We start from the raw sequence: 17,679 nt of genomic DNA, 5'->3' as shown, positions 1-17,679 counted from the left end.
TTTGTGTCCAAACCAGGATCAGAAGAAACGGCTGTCTTTCTCGGACATCCACATATCGGGGTTCTTGCCGAGGCAGATTTTGAGCCTGTCGGTTGCGGCGCTCAATTGTTCCCCAAATGCGGGCGACACCTTTGTCTCAAGCGCCTCCACGTTTTCAAGCAGGCGCTGCGGGCAGCGCGGGCCGGTGAGGACGCACTGCACATCCGGCTGGAGGAACAGCCACGCGAGGGACGCGGCGGGCATTGTAACGCCTGCGTCCGCACAAAGCTCCTTCAGGTCGCGGATGGCCCGGAACGTTTCTTTTTCACAGCCTTTTTCACCGTGCCCGGCTTCCACGCGCGCACTGTCGAAAAAGCGCAGCACCTTAAGATTGGACGGCACGTCGTCTGCTTCCGCAAAATTCCCGGACAAAAGCCCTTGCGCGAGGGTGCTGTAGCAGATGATCCCCACGCCGTTTTCAGCAGTTTCCTGCTGGATGCCGAATTCAATGGCGCGCCACAGCAGGCTGTAGGGAAGCTGGTGGATGGCGATTTTGTCCATGAGCCCGAGCTCCGCAACCCTTCGAATGGATTTTACGCCGAAGTTGCTCATGCCGATGGCGCGGATTTTCCCCTGCTTTTGAAGCTTCAGCAATGTGCCGAAGGTTTCCTCAAAGGGGATTTCCCTGCTCGCAAAATGGGGGTAAAAAAGGTCGATATAATCCGTGCCCATGCGCTTAAGCCCACGCTCTACCGTTTCAGTGAGGTTTTTTTCGCCCAGCTGGTCGAGATATGCTTTGGATGCGACAAAAAATTTGCCGCGCCGTCCCTTCATGGCACGGCCAAGCACCTCATCTGAGTGCCCGTCGCCATAGGAATCCGCAGTATCGAAAAAGTTAATACCAAGCTCAAGGGCCTTGTCTATGGTACGGAGGGACTCGGCGTCGTCTTCGTTGTTTCCCCAGTAATCGCCCCCGCCGAACACCCAGCAGCCAAGCGCCATCACGGAGACGTCCGTATCGGTCGTCCGCAGTTTAAAATAGTTCAAAATAGTCACTCCTTATGTTCAAATAAAAACAATTTATTTGTAACCATAATTTCGGGACTTATCATTAAAATCATGGATTTTCCGCGCAGCGGGGCCAAAAACAGGTGGGCAGCGCCGCGCCGGGCAATAACCAAACAGGGGAAATATGCATTCAATTCAACCGCAGGGTTAAATATTGCGCACAAAAAACGGGCGGGGTATTCCCCGCCCGTCCAGGCTTACGCCTCGAAATTCTGTTTCAGGAAAGCGAGCGAATCGGCCAGCATCCGGTCCATATCCGCCTCGGTGGCGTCCGGGAAGTAATCGTGCCACAGGTGGATATCCTTTGCGATCTGTCCCCCGTAACGCATAAAGGGCTCGATCACCGCGAAACCGCTGAAGCGGACGTCGCGCAGGGCCTGCCCGATTTCCGCCCACGGAAACGAGCCGAGGCCGGGCAGCTTGCGGTTGCCTTCCCCAAGGTGCAGGTGCCCGAGCTTATCGCCCGCGAGGCGGATTGCCCCCGGAAGGCTGTCCTCTTCAATGCCCATGTGGAAGGTGTCGAGCAAAAGCTTCATGCTGGGGCTGCCGATGCGCTCAAGATAGCGAAGCCCCTCTTCGCAGGTGTTGAGGATGTAACCCTCGTAGCGGTTGAGGATTTCGAGGGAACAGGTTGCGCCGAGGTCTTCCGCGACCTTTGCGAGCTCTTGCAGGGAAGCGACGGAACGGTCCCATGCGCGTTCCTTATCGTTTTCGGCGCTGAAATCCGCAGGCCAGAAGGTATACAGGGCGCCGATCATCATTTTGCAGCCGATGCCGTCCATGCGCCGCAGCACATCCGTCAGGTAAGCAATTCCGTGCTCCCGCGTGGCCTTGTCTTCGGAGGCAAGGTCCTGGTCGCGCGCAGGGCCGATATTGACGGACAGCCCGAGGCCGAGGTCCTCCGCCGCACGTTTGAGCGCGTCCATCCCTGCCGCGTCCATCCTGCTCAGGTGGTCGCCGCCGATCTCCATCACGTCAAAGCCGGCCTTTTTGATTTTCTCCGCAGTCTTCGGGTAATCGCAGGACCAACCGTCCGACCAGTAGTGGTACAATAAACCGTATTTCATATCCTCGCTCCTCTTAATTTAATTGGAATAACAATGCTCCGGCCCGCCCCGGTCCGGTTGCCCGGCGGGATTCCCACCCCGGCGCCGGAGCCTGTGGCAGCCATTTTCTTTACCATAACGTATGGGCGGGTAAATGTCAACGGAAAAGAGAAGCATGCAATTGACAACCGCATATGCGGGTGCTACGATAAAATTAATTTCAGGTTTGCGGCAGGCAACAGGACGATTACGAAGGGTGGTAAAGGAAATGGATAGCAGGCTTAAGGGAATTCTTGGGGAACTTAAGGGAACGCTCGGGAAAATCGATGAAGGGCAGGCGGCAAAATTTGCGCAAATGGTGCACGAAGCGCCGCGCATATTCCTTGCGGGCTGCGGGCGCAGCGGCCTTATGGTGCGGGCATTTGCCATGCGCTGCATGCACATGGGAAAAACGGCGTACGTCCTGGGCGACGTAACCACGCCGTCCATCCGCAAAGGGGACCTGCTTGTGATCGCGAGCGGGTCGGGAGAAACGGAAAGCCTTGTTTCCCATGCGAATAAGGCGAAAAAGCTGGGCGCGAAGATCGCCACGGTAACGATTTATCCCCGGGCGACAATCGGCAGGATGGCGGATTGCGCGGTGTGGATCAATGCCCCTACGGCCAAATCCGAAGAGGAAACGGGCGTTTCGTCCATCCAGCCGATGGGTTCGCTGTTCGAGCAAAGCCTGCTGCTGTTCCTGGACGGCGCCATCGTCCGTATGATGGAGCTTTCCGGGATAAGCTCGGAAGAAATGTTCAAAAACCACGCCAATCTGGAATAGGCGGAAACAAGGGGCTTTTACCGCCCCGGCATAATACAAAATAAAATTTACCGTTTGCAGCGAAACCGCCCCCCGGGCGGTTTTTTGCTGCGCATATTTACCGGAAAAATCTTAACACCGTCTTAACACCGCCCATACCATCCTTAACACTGTATTTATGGAAAACGCTTTATAATCCGTAGTGTGAAAAAATTCAGGAGTAAAGGAGAGTAAATTATGGGAACGGTTATGATCGTCGCAGGCGTAGTAATGCTTGCCCTGCTCGGCTATCTTTTCTGTGTTTTATTCAAAGGTGAGAAGCTATGAGCAGCGGGGTGATTCAGGACATCGTATATGTGGTGGCCCTGATTGGTATTGGGATACCGCTTGGGCTGTACATCTACAAGGTAATGACGGGAAAGCTTACGTGGAAACCCATTGCGGCGCTCGAGCGCTTTACCTACAGGGTGATGCACATCAACCCGGAGGAGGAACAAACCGCCGGGAAATATGCGCTTTCCGCGATTGCGTTTTCCGTATTCGGTTTTGCCATCCTGTTCCTGCTGCACCTTTTGCAGGGCTATCTGCCCCTTAACCCGGAAGGCCTTCCCGGGGTGAGCGCGGACCTTGCCTACAATACCACGGCCAGCTTTGTATCCAACACAAACTGGCAGGCGTATTCCGGTGAAACGACGCTTTCCTACCTTACGCAGATGGCGGGCCTTACGGTGCAGAACGTGGTATCGCCCGCGGTTGGAACGGCGGTCCTGTTTGCGCTGATCCGCGGGTTCCAGCGCAGGGAAAGCAACACCATCGGGAATTTCTGGGTAGACCTCGTCAAGGCGACCTATTATGTGATGATTCCCCTTTCCATTATTGTGACGCTGATCCTCGTTTCACAGGGCGTGATCCAGAACCTCGGAGCCTATGTACACGCGACGACGCTGGAAACGGGCGCGGAGCAGGTTATCCCCATGGGCCCGGCGGCAAGCCAGATCGCCATCAAGCAGCTTGGCACCAACGGCGGCGGTTTCTTCGGGGTAAATTCCGCGTTTCCGCTGGAAAACCCGACGCCCCTTTCAAACTTTGTGGAATGCCTGTCGCTGCTGCTGATTCCGGCGGCGCTGTGCTTCTCCTTCGGGCGCGCGGTAAAAGATTCCAAACAGGGCAGGGCGATTTTCATCGTTATGCTGGTGATTTTCCTGATGGCCCTCATTGGCATGACCATGAGTGAGAACGTGGCCGCGCCGCAGTATGACGGCGTTGCGGTCTCCGGCAGTATGGAGGGCAAGGAAGCGCGGCTCGGCGTCGATACGTCGGCCCTGTGGGCGACGGCGACCACTTCAGCCTCGAACGGGTCGGTCAACGCGATGCACGACAGCTTCACACCGCTTGCGGGCGGTATCCAGATGTTCCTGATGATGCTTGGCGAGGTTGTGTTCGGCGGCGTAGGCTGCGGCCTTTACGGCATGCTGGCCTTCGCGATCCTCACCGTGTTTATCGCGGGCCTGATGGTGGGACGCACGCCCGAATACCTCGGCAAGAAAATACAGGCGTTCGACATGAAAATGGTATGCCTCGTGATCCTGACGCCGCCGTTGTGCCTGCTTCTTGGCACGGCGCTCTCGACCTTTGTGCCGACCATTACGGACGACTTCACCAACACGGGCGCACACGCGTATTCCGAACTGCTTTACGCGTATACGTCCGGCGCGGGGAACAACGGCAGCGCGTTTGCGGGCTTTAACGCAAATACGGTATACAGCAACCTTGGAATCGGCACGGTTATGCTCCTCGTGCGGTTTATCCCCATGGCGGCGGTCATTTTCCTCGGCGGGAACCTTGCGAAGAAAAAGCGGATACCGGCATCGGGCGGCACGCTTTCCACGTCGAATGCGATGTTTATCATCTTTTTGCTCCTGATTGTATTCGTCGTAGGAGCGCTCACGTTCCTGCCCGCACTGGCCCTTGGGCCGATCGCGGAGTTCTTCAAAACATTGCCGACGTTAGGATAGGAGAGTTGAGACGATGAAAGAAAGAATGATGAATCAATCGATTGGACGGGATGCTTTCGTCCAGTCGCTCAAAAAACTGGCGCCGCGGACGCAGGTCAAAAATCCGGTTATGTTCGTAGTGTATATCGGCGCGATTTTCGTAACGGTGCTGTATTTCCTCGGCTTTGCGGGGATGCGGGAGGAAGCCCCGTGGTATGTGCTTACCATTGCGGTCATCCTGTGGGCGACGGTGCTGTTCGCAAACATAGCGGAGGCGGTTGCCGAAGGCCGCGGGCGCGCACAGGCGGACAGCCTCAAAAAAGCGCGGCGCGACGTTGCGGCAAGGAAACTGGAACGTGCGGACGTCAATTCGGAATATACGGAGGTGCTGTCCAAGGACTTGAAGCCCGGGGATATCGTACTTGTAAAAGCGAATGAGCAGGTTCCCATGGACGGCGAGGTCATCGAGGGCGTAGCCTCTGTGGACGAAAGCGCGATCACGGGCGAATCCGCCCCGGTGATCCGGGAATCGGGCGGCGACCGCAGCGCTGTCACGGGCGGCACCACCGTGGTGTCGGACTGGCTGGTCGTAAAGATCACGGCAAAGGCGGGAGAGAGCTTCCTCGATAAAATGATCGCGATGGTCGAGGGCGCGGCGCGCAAAAAGACGCCGAACGAGATCGCCCTCCAAATCCTGCTGGTAACGCTCACGATCATCTTCCTGGTCGTATGCGCGACGCTGCTCCCTTTTTCGAGCTTCGTCAGCGGCCTTGAAGGGGCGGGGCATGCGATCAGCCTCACCAATGTGATCGCCCTGCTGGTCTGCCTCGCGCCGACCACCATCGGCGCGCTGCTCTCCGCGATCGGCATTGCGGGCATGAGCAGGCTGAACCAGGCCAACGTACTCGCCATGAGCGGGCGCGCAATCGAGGCGGCGGGCGACGTGGACGTACTGCTGCTCGATAAAACGGGGACCATTACGCTTGGCAACCGCCAGGCGAGCGAATTCCTTCCGGCGGAGGGCGTGTCTGAGGAGGAGCTTGCCGACGCGGCGCAGCTTTCCTCCATCGCCGACGAAACGGCGGAAGGACGCAGCATCGTGGTGCTGGCGAAGGAGCGCTTTAACATCCGCGGACGCGACCTTTCCAAAATGAACGCGGAGTTCATTGAATTTTCCGCCAAGACGCGGATGAGCGGAATTAATTTTGGCGGGGACGAAATCCGGAAAGGCGCCGCGGACGCGGTGAAAGACTATGTGCAGCAAAAGGGCGGCGCCTATCCGCAGGACTGCGAAAGGCTGGTGCGCCAGGTTGCGGAAAAGGGCGGCACCCCCCTCGTCGTGGCGAAAAACGGCAGGGTAATGGGTGTGATTTACCTCAAGGATATCGTAAAAAACGGGGTCAAAGAGAAATTTGAAGACCTGCGCAAGATGGGAATCAAAACCATCATGATAACGGGCGATAACCCCACGACGGCGGCGGCGATCGCCGCGGAGGCGGGGGTGGACGACTTCATGGCCGAAGCGACGCCGGAAGCAAAGCTGGAGCTGATCCGCAAATACCAGGCGGAGGGCCATCTCGTCGCCATGACGGGCGACGGCACCAACGATGCGCCCGCGCTGGCGCAGGCGGACGTGGCGGTGGCGATGAACTCGGGCACGCAGGCCGCAAAGGAAGCGGGCAATATGGTGGACCTCGACTCGAGCCCCACCAAGCTGATCGACGTGGTGCGCATCGGCAAGCAGCTTTTGATGACGCGCGGGTCGCTGACCACGTTTTCCATCGCGAATGATATCGCAAAATACTTTGCGATCATCCCGGTGCTGTTCGCAAGCATTTTCCCGCAGCTTTCGACCCTCAACTTCATGGGTCTTACCAGCGCGACAACGGCGATACTCGCGGCGATTATCTATAATGCGGCGATCATCGTGGCGCTGATCCCGCTGGCCCTCAAAGGCGTAAAGTATACGGAAAAACCCGCGAAAAAAATACTCGGGCACAATATGCTGGTTTACGGCCTCGGCGGCGTGGTCGCGCCGTTTATCGCGATCAAGCTGCTGGATATGCTGCTCACGGTTTGCGGCGTGGCATAACGGCCCCGGACTGCAAAAAGGAAGAAGGAGTCTCACATGGAAGAAAAAAAGACGGATAAAAGCAAAAAGAGGGGAATATGGCTTGCCGGCCTCATCTGCGCGGCGGTGATGACCGTGTTCTGCGGCCTCGTCTATCCCCTTATCATGACGGGGATCGCACAGCTTACCATGCCCCGCCAGGCCAATGGAAGCCTGATTGTAGTGGAGGAGGACGGACAGAAGGTCTGCTATGGCTCCGAGCTCATCGGGCAGACCTTTACACAGCCGCAATACCTGATCGGCAGGCCGGACGACGGTTCGCCTTCAAACCTGTCCGCCGTTTCGCCCGGGCAGGAAGAGCTCGTCCGGGAGCGCATCCAATGGTGGCACGAGCTTGACCCCGGCAACACGGCCGATATCCCGATGGAGCTTGTTACCTCGTCGGGGAGCGGCGTGGACCCGCATATTTCCCCGGCTGCGGCGGAATACCAGGTTTCCCGCATTGCGCGTGAACGCGGGATGGGCGAGGACGAGGTGCGCGCCGTGATTGCGAAGCATACGGACGGCAAAGACCTTGGCTTCCTGGGCGAGGACCGTGTGAATGTGCTGATGGTAAACCTTGAACTGGATGGAAAAATCAGTTGAATGCCAAAATGAGGGATCAAACCATGTATGATGAAAGCGAAAGGCCGAACCCGGATGAGTTGCTGCGGCAGATTGGCCCGGAAGAAAAAAAGGACCGTACAGGAAAACTGAAAATTTTCTTCGGCTATTCCGCAGGCGTCGGCAAGACCTACGCGATGCTGCGGGAGGCGCACGACTGCCTCGGCCACGGAACCGACGTGGTGGTCGGCTATATCGAGCCGCATACCCGGGCCGAAACCATGAAGCTGGTGGAAGGACTCCCTGTCCTGCCCACCAGGAAGGTTGCCTATAAAAATATCGTGCTCAGTGAATTCGACCTCGACGGCGCGCTCGAACGCCGTCCACAGCTGATCCTGGTGGATGAGCTGGCGCACACGAACGCGGTGGGCGTGCGCAACAAAAAACGCTACCAGGATGTGGAAGAACTGCTGAACGCCGGGATTGACGTATATACAACGGTTAATGTCCAGCACCTTGAAAGCCTGAACGATATCATCAAGGATATCACGCACATCGAGGTGCGCGAGACGATCCCGGATTATATTTTCGACAAGGCGGACAGCGTGGAGCTTGTGGATATCGAGCCGGAGGAACTCCTGCAGCGGTTTGCGGACGGGAAAATTTATAAGCCCGACCGGGTCGTGACCGCGATGAACAACTTTTTCACCCGGCAGAACCTTTCCACCCTGCGCGAAATCTCCATGCGCCGCACGGCGGACCGGATTTACGGACGGGACGGCAAGGCGGAGGTAAAAAGCGTGAGCGCGAAAGTGCTGGTACTGCTTTCACCCTCCCCCTCCTCGGCCAAAAACCTGCGCGTGGGCGCGCGTATGGCGGAGGCCTACCACGCGGCATGGGAAGCGCTGTATGTGGAAACGCGCGTGAAGCTCAGCCCCGGGCAGGGAAAGCTGCTGCGCGACAACATGAATCTTGCCGAGCAGCTGGGCGCGGACGTAGTGACCATGTATGGGGAAGACCTCGCGGAGGTGGTCGCCGGGTATGCGAACCTTACGGGCGCGACCAACATTATCATCGGAAAGACCCGGAACAAGCGCCGCCTGCGGGATTTCTTCCGGGAAGATTTCGAGGACCGGCTGATTGCGCTTTTAAAGCATGCGGAGATTCATATTATCCCGGATTCCGACCATGCGGGTGAGTTCAGGAAGCACGGGAAGCAGAAGAAGCGCAAGGATTTCGGGCTGCTTGAACAGCGGACGCAGATTCTGTACGAGATCAGCAAAAAACTGCTGGCGACGCGCGGCCTTGTGAATATCATCTCCGCGATAAACGAATATATTTCAAAAATATTGGAGCGCTCGGTGATTTTCTATTTACAGGATATGGAAAAACCGGGGATGATGTGGCAGGCGGAATATGACGAAGACGCCTCCTTCCTTCTTGGCGACGATGAAAAAGCAGTGGCAAAATGGGTGCTTCTCAATAAAAAACGCGCGGGCGCGGGTACGGACACCCTGATGGGCGCGGGCGCGTTTTATATGCCGATTATGTCGCAGGGCGCCGTGCTCGGCGTGATGGGGGTATCGTGCAAAAAGGGCCTGCTTTCACAGGACCAGCGGATGCTGCTGCGCATGATCGCCTCACAGGTTGCCATGGCGCTCGAACGCCAGCGGCTGTCGGACGAGCAGCTTAAATACAACCTCGAGCTCCAGCGCGAAAAGCTCAGGGAAGACTGGCTGAGCCATGAAGAATAAGAAAGGCTTGCAGTTTGGGACAGATGTATTATGATGGAACTATCAAAAAATGCTTTGGCCGCAAGGCCGCCCGAAGCGAACGGCAGGTATGAAATGGAACAATCGAAACAAAAAGTAGTATGGATCAATATACTGAAAACGGCGGCGGGCCTTGTGCTGTGCACGGTTGTGGCCTGGCTGTTTAACCTTGCGGGACTGCGCACGGAAAATATTTCCATGGTATACCTGGTGGGCGTGCTGCTCGTTACGATGGCGACAGAGCGGCTTTTATACGGCATTGCGGCGTCCGTGGCCAGTGTGTTTGCCTATAATTTCTTTTTTACGGCGCCCACGCTTACGTTCCGGGTGAGCGACCCAAACTATGTTGTTACGCTGGTCATCCTTCTCGTAGGCTCGTTCCTTGTAAGCGCGCTCACCAGCAAGCTGCACAGGCATATGGCGGAAGCGCAGCGCAGGGAAAAACAGATGAGCCTTTTGTACGAGATCAGCACAAGCCTCCTCAATGTGTCCGACATGGACGACATCGTGCGGCACGGCCTTGCCGGGCTTTCGCGGGTACAGGGCCGCCAGTGCATCCTTTATACGGGCAAAGACCTCACGGAGGGAACGCATGCGGGGGATGGAAACGGCGCGGAGATCGAGAGCAATGAGGCGGCAAAATGGTGCCTTGAGAACGTAAAGCCGTGCGGCTGCGGAACGGAATATTTTTCGGAGTCGCAGTGGCTGTACCTGCCCCTGCGGAGCGGAAACGACGTGTACGGCGTGGCCGGCGTGCATTGCGGCAGCTGCCCGCCGTCCGCCGGGGAAATGATGCTGATCCAGACGGTGGCTTCACAGATTTCGGGGGCGATGCAGCGTGAAATGCTGTATAAGCAGCAGGAGGAGAGCAAGCTGCGGATCGAAAAAGAGCGCCTGCGGAACGACCTGCTGCGCGCTATCTCGCACGATTTGCGCACGCCGCTCACCAGTATTGCCGGATCGGCAAACTTTATCGCGGAGAGCCTGGACGAGCTTTCACGGGAGCAGGTGCTGAGCCTTGTGGGGGATATCGGGAACGACGCGCAGTGGCTCAACAATATGGTGGAAAACCTGCTCAATATGACGCACATCTCGGAGGGGGAGCTCGTCCTCAAAAAACAGCCCGAGGTTGTGGACGATATTGTCAGCGAGGCCTATGGCCGTGTGGAGCGGCTCCGGGGGAACCGCGACATTGCCATCCATATGCCGGATACGGTAATGGAGGTGCCGATGGACGGCCGGCTTATCATACAGGTGCTGGTGAACCTCCTCGACAACGCGGTGAAGTATACGCCTGAAAACGCGCGGATCGACCTGCGGGCTTATCCGGACAACGGCTATATGGTGTTTGAGGTGTCGGACAACGGCAAGGGAATCGCCCCGGAGATACTGGATAAGGTGTTCGACAATTTTGTGACCGCTCCCGCGGTCAGCGGGGATGCGAAACGGGGTATGGGAATCGGGCTTGGCATCTGCAGGTCTATCGTTGAGGCGCACGGCGGCGTGATCGCCGCATTGAATAATAACCGCGGCGGGGCGACCTTCAAGTTTGCGCTGCCTATGGAGTGAGGAAAATATGGAAGATACGCGTATTTTGGTTATAGAAGACGACCAGACGATCCTTAATTTTTTAAGTATTTCTCTGAAAACGAACGGATACCGGTTTGAAACGGCAAAGACCGGGCTTGACGGCATTTCCCTCGCGCTTGCCAATCATCCGGACGTGATTTTGCTGGACCTTGGGCTGCCGGATATCGACGGGCTGGAGGTGTTAAAGCAGGTGCGCCAGTCGTCGGATGTTCCCGTTATCGTGGTATCGGCGCGCGGGCAGGAGCGCGAGAAGGTGGAGGCGCTTGACGCGGGCGCGGACGACTATATCACAAAACCCTTCAGCATAGGAGAGCTTCTTGCCCGGGTGAGGGTGGCGCTCAGGAAACGGGCTCCGCACCCGGCGGAAAAAGAAACCTTTGAGCTGGACGGGCTGGTGATCGATTTTGAAAAACGGAAGGTAACGGTGGACGGGAAGGACGTGCACCTGACGCCCATCGAATATAAATTGCTGGTATTGCTGGTGGAAAACAGGGGGAAGGTGCTGACACACAGCTATATCAACAAACAGGTGTGGGGATATGAGTATACGGAGGATTCCCAGTCGCTGCGCGTATTCATGGCCAATATCCGCCGCAAGATCGAGAAAAACACCGCAAAACCGCGCTATATTATGACGGAGGTGGGGGTCGGCTATCGGTTTGTGGACGACTGAATTTTGAATTGTACAGAGCCGCCGCGGCAGCCTGTAAGGTTGCCGCAGGGCGGCTTTTTTGGTAGAATTAAGCTACTCAAAATAAGGCGGGGAAGTAAAATGAAAAAGAAAAAACGGTTCACAGCAGCCATAGCCTGCCTGCTTGCGCTGGCAGCCGTTCTCTCCGGCGGGTGCGCGGGCGTAAACGACGCGGAGAAAGCGGAAATTGAAAAGCAGGTACTTGCGGCCAATAAGGAATTGATGGAGGCCAAAAGCATCAAGGGGGAAATATTTATGAATTATTCCTTCAGTGAGTCGTGGCAAACCCATATCATGAGTATGGTGATCGATTTTGAGGAGATGAGCGAAACGGGCGTGGTTGCGGTAGCGCCGGACAAAATGCATATTAAAGGAATGGTTGCGATGGACGGCGTGCCCACGGAGATGGAGGCCTACAGCCTGAGCAACGGCGACGGGACGCAAACGGTTTATTCCTGCACCGGGGATACGGACCGCCCCTCGGACTGGACGATAGAGACACAGGATATTGAAGAAAAGAGCGCCGGGGAGATGGACCTTGTAAACGGGATGCTCGGTATGGATGAATTCCGGGTGGAGACTGTGGAAACGGATACGTCCGACGGCCGTGCGGCACTGAAAATAAAGGGGTTTGTGGATGCGGAAAAGTTTGCCGGGGTAGCTTTCGAGAGCCTTGGAATCGATGGGGAGCAAACGCAGGGAACAGAGGCGGCGTATACGATTTGGCTGGATGCGGAAAACAAAAAAATGCTGGAATATGAGATAGACCTGAAGGACGTTGTAAAATCAGCGCTGGAAGCGGTGCTGGAGGCGAGGGGACTTGACAAGGACAGCGTGGAACTCAGGGGAATGACGCTCGGCATGCGGGTCGACGAGATAAACGGGGAGTATGATTTTACGCTTCCGGCCGCTGTGCGCGAAAAACTCGCGCTCGAGGACCAGGCGGACCTCGCAGGCGATATTATGGCGCGGAATTGGCTGGAACAGCTGCAATAGCGGAAATGCGTTTTTTGACCATACGAAAAATCCCCAAACCTGTGTTTGGGGATTTCGTTTTTTCAGCCGGTATTTCCAAACCCGGCGAGCGCCTTTTCATAGGCCGCCCGCGTGTGTTCGTCGAAACATACCATGATAACGTCCATATCAGGATGCTCCTGCATAAAACCGAGGATCGTTCTGGTGGCGATTCCCGCCGCGCGGTCAAGGGGAAAATGGTACACGCCCGTACTGATGGACGGAAAGGCGACGGATTTCGCGCCGTTTTCCGCCGCAAGGCGCAGGCTGCTCAAATAGCTTCCCTGCAGCAGCGCGTCCTCGCCTGCGTTTCCGCCCCGCCATATGGGGCCGGGAGTATGGATTACATATTTCGCGGGCAGGCGGTAGCCCCCCGTGATTTTGGCTTCCCCTGTTTTACAGCCGTGAAGTGTACGGCATTCGCGGAGCAGTTCCGGCCCGGCCGCGCGGTGGATGGCTCCGTCCACGCCGCCCCCGCCGAGCAGAGAGGTGTTCGCCGCGTTCACGATCACGTCCACCTGCTGCTCCGTGATGTCGCCCGAAATAATCCTGTAAGCCATATTACCGCCTCCTGATTGCTTCCGTAGGACAGTTTTCCGCGCACAGCCCGCAGTGCAGGCAGTTTTCCTGCCGGATTATATACGGTTCGCCCTCGCCGATGCATTTTTGCGGGCACAGCCCGGCACAAATCCCGCACGAAATACATATATCCGTAATTTCATAGCCCTTTTTATGCTCCACAGGATTTCCCAGGAAAAAGGTTTCCCGGTAGATGGGCGTTTTCGAGAGGTTGAAATATTCGCCCTGTCCTTCATACAGGCAAAACACTTCGAGGATGCCGCGGCTGTCCCCGGGATAAACGTCGTTCATGGACGGGTTTGCCTCAAAAACAGGCGTCAGCATCTCCTGCGAAACCCGTTTCACCCTGCCGCTAAGGGTCAGCATCTCCCAATTTTTGGTCATGCCCGTCATGGATACGAACTGCTGGTCCATCAGCTGGCGGTAAAATTCCTTGCCGCGCGCCGTAAGGAAATACAAACGGTCGTCATCCACAAGCATCACGTCGATAATACGCGTTGCGGGCCTGCCGTCTTCGTCCAGCGTCGCGAATGTAAAATCCTTCATCTCCCGCATCATTTGCAGGTATTCCTTTGTTTCCATAAACCTGTCCTCCTTCCTATATATGGAAGATAACACAATTCGCGGCGGATATTCAACCGCGGGAGATTATTTGCTGAAAAAAAAAGCGCGCTGTGGTAAAATGAATGGGAAATCATGCAAAGGAGAACGTTTTTATGATCGTTGAACCCAAGGTAAGAGGATTTATCTGCACCACGGCGCATCCCACCGGATGCAGGGAAAACGTGAAGCAGCAAATAGAATATGTAAAAAGCCGTCCGAAAACGGACGGCCCCAAAAGGGTGCTTGTCATTGGCAGTTCCACCGGCTACGGGCTTTCGTCGCGTATCGATCTGGCGTTTTCGTCCGGCGCGGCGACCATCGGCGTGATGTTTGAGCGCCCGTCGAACGGAAAGCGCACGGCTTCCGCGGGCTGGTACAACACCGCCGCGTTCGAGGAATTCGCGCAGGCGGACGGGCTTTACGCCAAGACCATCAACGGCGACGCCTTTTCGCGCGAGGTAAAGGAAGAGGCGGCAGGGCTGATCGCCGGGGACCTCGGGCAGGTGGATATGGTGGTGTACAGCCTCGCGTCCCCGCGCCGGACCCTTGCGGACGGCACCACGGTTTCCTCCGTGCTCAAGACCACGGACAAGGACTATACGAACAAGACCATAGACCTTGCGTCGCGCAGGATTACGGAAGTGACGGTCACGCCCGCGACGGAAGCGGAAATTGCGGATACGGTAAAGGTGATGGGCGGGGAAGACTGGAAGGACTGGATTTCCCTGCTGTCCGAAAAAGGCTTGCTGGCGCCGGATGCGGTGACGCTTGCGTATTCCTACCTGGGGCCGGAGCTTACGCATCCGATGTATATGGATGGGTCGATCGGCCGGGCGAAGGAGCACCTGTTCCAAACCTCGCGGGAAATATCGCAGGAATTTCCCGGCGTTACGGCTTATATTTCCGTCAACAAGGCCCTGGTTACGCAGTCGTCCGCGGCAATTCCGATCGTGCCCCTGTACATTTCCATCCTGTATAAGGTGATGAAGGAACAGGGGACGCACGAGGGCTGTATTGAACAGATGTACCGCCTGTACGCGGAAAAGCTGCCCGCACGGGCGGTGGACGGGCGCGGCATGCTGCGCCTTGACGATTGGGAGATGGAGCCGGACGTTCAGGCCGCCGTGCTCCGCGCATGGGATGAAATTACGGATGAAAACCTCGACCGGCTGGCGGATATCGACGGTTATTGGGAGGATTTCTACCAAATGTTCGGCTTCCACATGGACGGCGTGGACTATGCGGCGGACGTGGAAGTAGAGGTGGCTGTTCCAAGCCTCTGAAAAAAGAAGAAACCACATGATGCCGGTATTGATCGGCAATGCGATTTGAAGGAAAGGGAGGCATTCTGCAACGATTATCCGTACGTCGGGGTCCCGAAAGGGGAAAGCGTTTCCGCCTTTCGGAAGCGAACGGAGTAAGCGTATGAAGGAAGGCACACATCTGAAATGACGGATGGTCCCGGCGGCGAAAAACCGGGCAGGAATGAAAAGATGTCGGGAGGATGTCATGTAAAAGGCCGGGAATTTGTGATAGAATGCTAGTATGGAAGAAGTGAAGGGAGTACGTGAAAGCGTGCTCTCTTTTGTTATGGAAAAAAATGGAGGAAAAGGAAATGACAGGAGAGAGAAGCAGGAAAGCGCGGGAAGCAAACGAGAGGCGAAGCAGGGAAAAGGCAGAAGCGAGACGGCGGCGGGAACGGGCAGCGGCGCGGGCAAACACAGCGCCCGCGGGAGGCAGGACGCAAACATGGGAGACGGCACAGCCGGGAAAGAAAAAAACGGCGAACGATTATTACGAGGAGAAACGGAAGAAGCGGGAAAAGGACCGGAAGGAAATTGACGCGGAATTCAACAAAGCGATGGAGGAAACCCAAAAGATGCTGCGGGAAAGGGATTTAGGGCTTATCGACCACCTTGACAGGAGCACGGGGGATACGGTGTATAACCAAAACTATTACGACCTGTTCGGAATGCCGGAAGGCGGGAAGGATTTCAACAGGCGTGTAGAACGGACGCGAAATTGGGACAAGCTGACGGACAGCGGGAAGTATGATCGGATGGTGTATATCCAGGAGGAGCAAGAGAGACGGAGAAAAGGCATACCGGAAAGCACGGGAATGGTATATAATAAAGGCAACGCGGGGCGTGGGACGCAGGAAGGCCGCGGGCCGGAAGAAAACAAGGACGCGGTGTGGAGCGGGCCGTACCGAATCGGGAAACCGGAAGGGATTTCGGAGCAGGAATGGTTGGCAATGGATGCAAAGGGACGGCTCCGCGCAGTCCACAAGGGGGAAGGCCGGAAAGCGCGGGATGCATGGAACGCGGGGGAACGGAAACCGCGGGAAGGGTCTGCCGACACGAAGGGATACGACGCCTGGGAAGCGCTTGCGGAAGCGGCAGGAAAAATGGGAACGGACGAGGGAACGCTGCGGGAGTATCTTGCGGGGAACCCCGACATAACGCTTCCGAACGGACTGAACGCCGAGAAGATACAGCTGTCCGATGTGCGGCAAACAAACGCGGCAGTGCAGGCGAAGGCGGACGGAACGGAAGAAGTTCCGCTGTTTTTCCAGGGCGGGATGGATGAGCTGAGGGAATATTTGCGGGAGCATCCGGATGTGACATTGCCGAATGGGATGAACGCAGATATTCTTGGTGGGATAGACGCATATAGGAAGATAAAAACAGAAGGACAGCAGTTGAATCCTGCTGCTCCCAGCTATTTGAAAACGCAGGACGATATACGTGAGATGCAGGAAGTTTTGGGCGTGGCGCAGACAGGAATTTGGGATGGTGAGACTGATCTTGCTTACAAGGAGCGGATGGACCAGGCGGACGGGTTGATCTATCAGGATGAAGAAAGGATTGCGGGGCTGCCGTTTGACCAAAGCGGTATGAGAGCAAACGGATGCTCGACGACGGCGACACATAACGCACTGGGACTTATGGGAATAGATGTACCGTTTGAGGAAACCTATGCGTGGCACCGGGAGAACGAAGATGAAAACTGGCCGGGAACGGTTCCGTGGCGGGTGGAGAAATATATCAAAGAGGAAGTTCCAGGGGTAAATATACGAAACGCGGCAGCGGAGTATCCGGTCGTTGTTCCGGAAACAGAGAATACCCTGCCGCTCGAGGAACGCGCCCAGCGCGTAATCGGTGAGGACGGGCATGGGATAATATGTTATACCTATAATAATTCAGACGGCAGTTTGGGCGCGCATTATGTAGCGGTAGAGAAAGACCCGGAAAGCGGGAAAATTTGGGTGTACGATTATGTGGACGATACAGGGAAAAGAAATACGGAGCCACAATCCTATAATAGTGTGCATGATTATATCGCAAAGAAAAATGGCGGGATGCTGGTCGCGGCATACGGATTATCCAAAAAGGAGGGGAAAGAATGAAAAAAGTTATTATTATAGTCCTATCTATTATAGGAATATTTATTTTTGGAAGCGTGATTTATATGCGTTCTTGCCCGGCATGGAGCCTGGAGGGCATGGACACCTATGAGGACCTGCCGGTCTATCAATATGACACAGAACGCGGCGGAGTGGAAATAGACGGGGTTTTTTATGAACGTATTCCAGGAGATGAATTTCCGATGGAATCTTTAGGAACAATACAGGGGACATTTGCCTATGTCTGGAATCCGGACGACACGGAAGTTGTTGAACAAGGAATATACTATGGGATTTCAGCGATGTCACAAGACAAAAATAAAGATTATTTATACGGAGAATCCCCGCGTTATAGAATAACAGAAGGGGACAGTTATTACGACGTCCCCTTTGGACTCTATTTAAAGCGGATGGACTTAGAGTAAACCAATGCAGAACCCCGGAGGGTGCATACAGGTTAT

The 17,679-nt window shown here is 56.0% G+C and carries 16 protein-coding genes; 12 read left to right on the top strand and 4 right to left on the bottom strand.

Annotation, left to right across the window (positions count from 1 at the left end):
* Positions 1–18: 18 nt before the first annotated feature.
* Both BBD38_RS05620 and BBD38_RS05610 read right to left on the bottom strand, forming a co-directional pair.
* A complete protein-coding gene (locus tag BBD38_RS05620; RefSeq protein WP_082989508.1) occupies positions 19–1,026 on the bottom strand; it encodes an aldo/keto reductase in 1,008 nt (335 codons plus the stop codon).
* A 218-nt stretch (positions 1,027–1,244) separates the two neighbouring features.
* Entirely contained in the window at positions 1,245–2,114 is an 870-nt protein-coding gene (locus BBD38_RS05610) for a D-psicose 3-epimerase (protein ID WP_066685634.1), read from the bottom strand.
* A 247-nt stretch (positions 2,115–2,361) separates the two neighbouring features.
* On the opposite strand from BBD38_RS05610, the gene hxlB reads away from it, so the two are divergent.
* The 9 genes from hxlB to BBD38_RS05560 all read left to right on the top strand — a co-directional run bounded on the left by hxlB (position 2,362) and on the right by BBD38_RS05560 (position 12,612).
* Entirely contained in the window at positions 2,362–2,916 is a 555-nt protein-coding gene (gene hxlB, locus BBD38_RS05600; protein WP_066685632.1) for a 6-phospho-3-hexuloisomerase, read from the top strand.
* A 216-nt stretch (positions 2,917–3,132) separates the two neighbouring features.
* Positions 3,133–3,222 carry a potassium-transporting ATPase subunit F gene (locus tag BBD38_RS15070; protein WP_066685631.1) on the top strand — a complete coding sequence of 30 codons (90 nt, stop codon included), beginning with the start codon at positions 3,133–3,135 and terminating at the stop codon, positions 3,220–3,222.
* Positions 3,219–4,910 carry a potassium-transporting ATPase subunit KdpA gene (gene kdpA, locus BBD38_RS05590; RefSeq protein WP_066685630.1) on the top strand — a complete coding sequence of 564 codons (1,692 nt, stop codon included), beginning with the start codon at positions 3,219–3,221 and terminating at the stop codon, positions 4,908–4,910. The genes BBD38_RS15070 and kdpA overlap by 4 nt, the downstream gene beginning before the upstream one ends.
* A 25-nt stretch (positions 4,911–4,935) precedes the next feature.
* Positions 4,936–6,981 (top strand): potassium-transporting ATPase subunit KdpB, encoded by a 2,046-nt coding sequence (gene kdpB, locus BBD38_RS05585; protein WP_147568107.1) that lies wholly within the window; start codon positions 4,936–4,938, stop codon positions 6,979–6,981.
* A gap of 36 nt (positions 6,982–7,017) precedes the next feature.
* The gene (gene kdpC, locus BBD38_RS05580) at positions 7,018–7,605 is read left to right on the top strand and encodes a K(+)-transporting ATPase subunit C (RefSeq protein WP_066685626.1); all 588 of its coding nucleotides are present in this window, start codon (positions 7,018–7,020) and stop codon (positions 7,603–7,605) included.
* 23 nt (positions 7,606–7,628) lie between these two features.
* A complete protein-coding gene (locus BBD38_RS05575) occupies positions 7,629–9,317 on the top strand; it encodes a sensor histidine kinase (protein ID WP_082989531.1) in 1,689 nt (562 codons plus the stop codon).
* 30 nt (positions 9,318–9,347) lie between these two features.
* A complete protein-coding gene (locus tag BBD38_RS05570; protein WP_082989507.1) occupies positions 9,348–10,904 on the top strand; it encodes a DUF4118 domain-containing protein in 1,557 nt (518 codons plus the stop codon).
* 7 nt (positions 10,905–10,911) lie between these two features.
* On the top strand, positions 10,912–11,598 hold the full coding sequence (locus tag BBD38_RS05565) for a response regulator (RefSeq protein ID WP_066685624.1): 687 nt from the start codon (positions 10,912–10,914) through the stop codon (positions 11,596–11,598).
* 99 nt (positions 11,599–11,697) lie between these two features.
* On the top strand, positions 11,698–12,612 hold the full coding sequence (locus BBD38_RS05560) for a hypothetical protein (RefSeq protein WP_066685622.1): 915 nt from the start codon (positions 11,698–11,700) through the stop codon (positions 12,610–12,612).
* Between the two features lie 62 nt (positions 12,613–12,674).
* On the opposite strand, the gene BBD38_RS05555 is transcribed toward BBD38_RS05560, so the two are convergent.
* Positions 12,675–13,190 carry an O-acetyl-ADP-ribose deacetylase gene (locus tag BBD38_RS05555; protein WP_066685620.1) on the bottom strand — a complete coding sequence of 172 codons (516 nt, stop codon included), beginning with the start codon at positions 13,188–13,190 and terminating at the stop codon, positions 12,675–12,677.
* 1 nt (position 13,191) lies between these two features.
* Entirely contained in the window at positions 13,192–13,791 is a 600-nt protein-coding gene (locus BBD38_RS05550; RefSeq protein WP_066685614.1) for a 4Fe-4S binding protein, read from the bottom strand.
* Between the two features lie 134 nt (positions 13,792–13,925).
* On the opposite strand from BBD38_RS05550, the gene fabV reads away from it, so the two are divergent.
* From fabV to BBD38_RS05535, 3 genes are all read left to right on the top strand, one after another.
* On the top strand, positions 13,926–15,095 hold the full coding sequence (fabV, locus tag BBD38_RS05545) for an enoyl-ACP reductase FabV (RefSeq protein ID WP_066685613.1): 1,170 nt from the start codon (positions 13,926–13,928) through the stop codon (positions 15,093–15,095).
* 332 nt (positions 15,096–15,427) lie between these two features.
* Positions 15,428–17,221: a hypothetical protein gene (locus BBD38_RS05540; RefSeq protein ID WP_147568101.1), complete on the top strand. Its 1,794-nt coding sequence runs from the start codon at positions 15,428–15,430 to the stop codon at positions 17,219–17,221.
* Entirely contained in the window at positions 17,218–17,643 is a 426-nt protein-coding gene (locus BBD38_RS05535; protein WP_066685611.1) for a hypothetical protein, read from the top strand. The genes BBD38_RS05540 and BBD38_RS05535 overlap by 4 nt, the downstream gene beginning before the upstream one ends.
* Positions 17,644–17,679 lie beyond the last annotated feature (36 nt).

The organism is Christensenella intestinihominis (genome assembly GCF_001678845.1).
Lineage (GTDB): Bacteria > Bacillota > Clostridia > Christensenellales > Christensenellaceae > Christensenella > Christensenella intestinihominis.
Note: the sequence above shows the minus strand (reverse complement) of the source record. Positions and strands in the feature narration are given on the sequence as shown.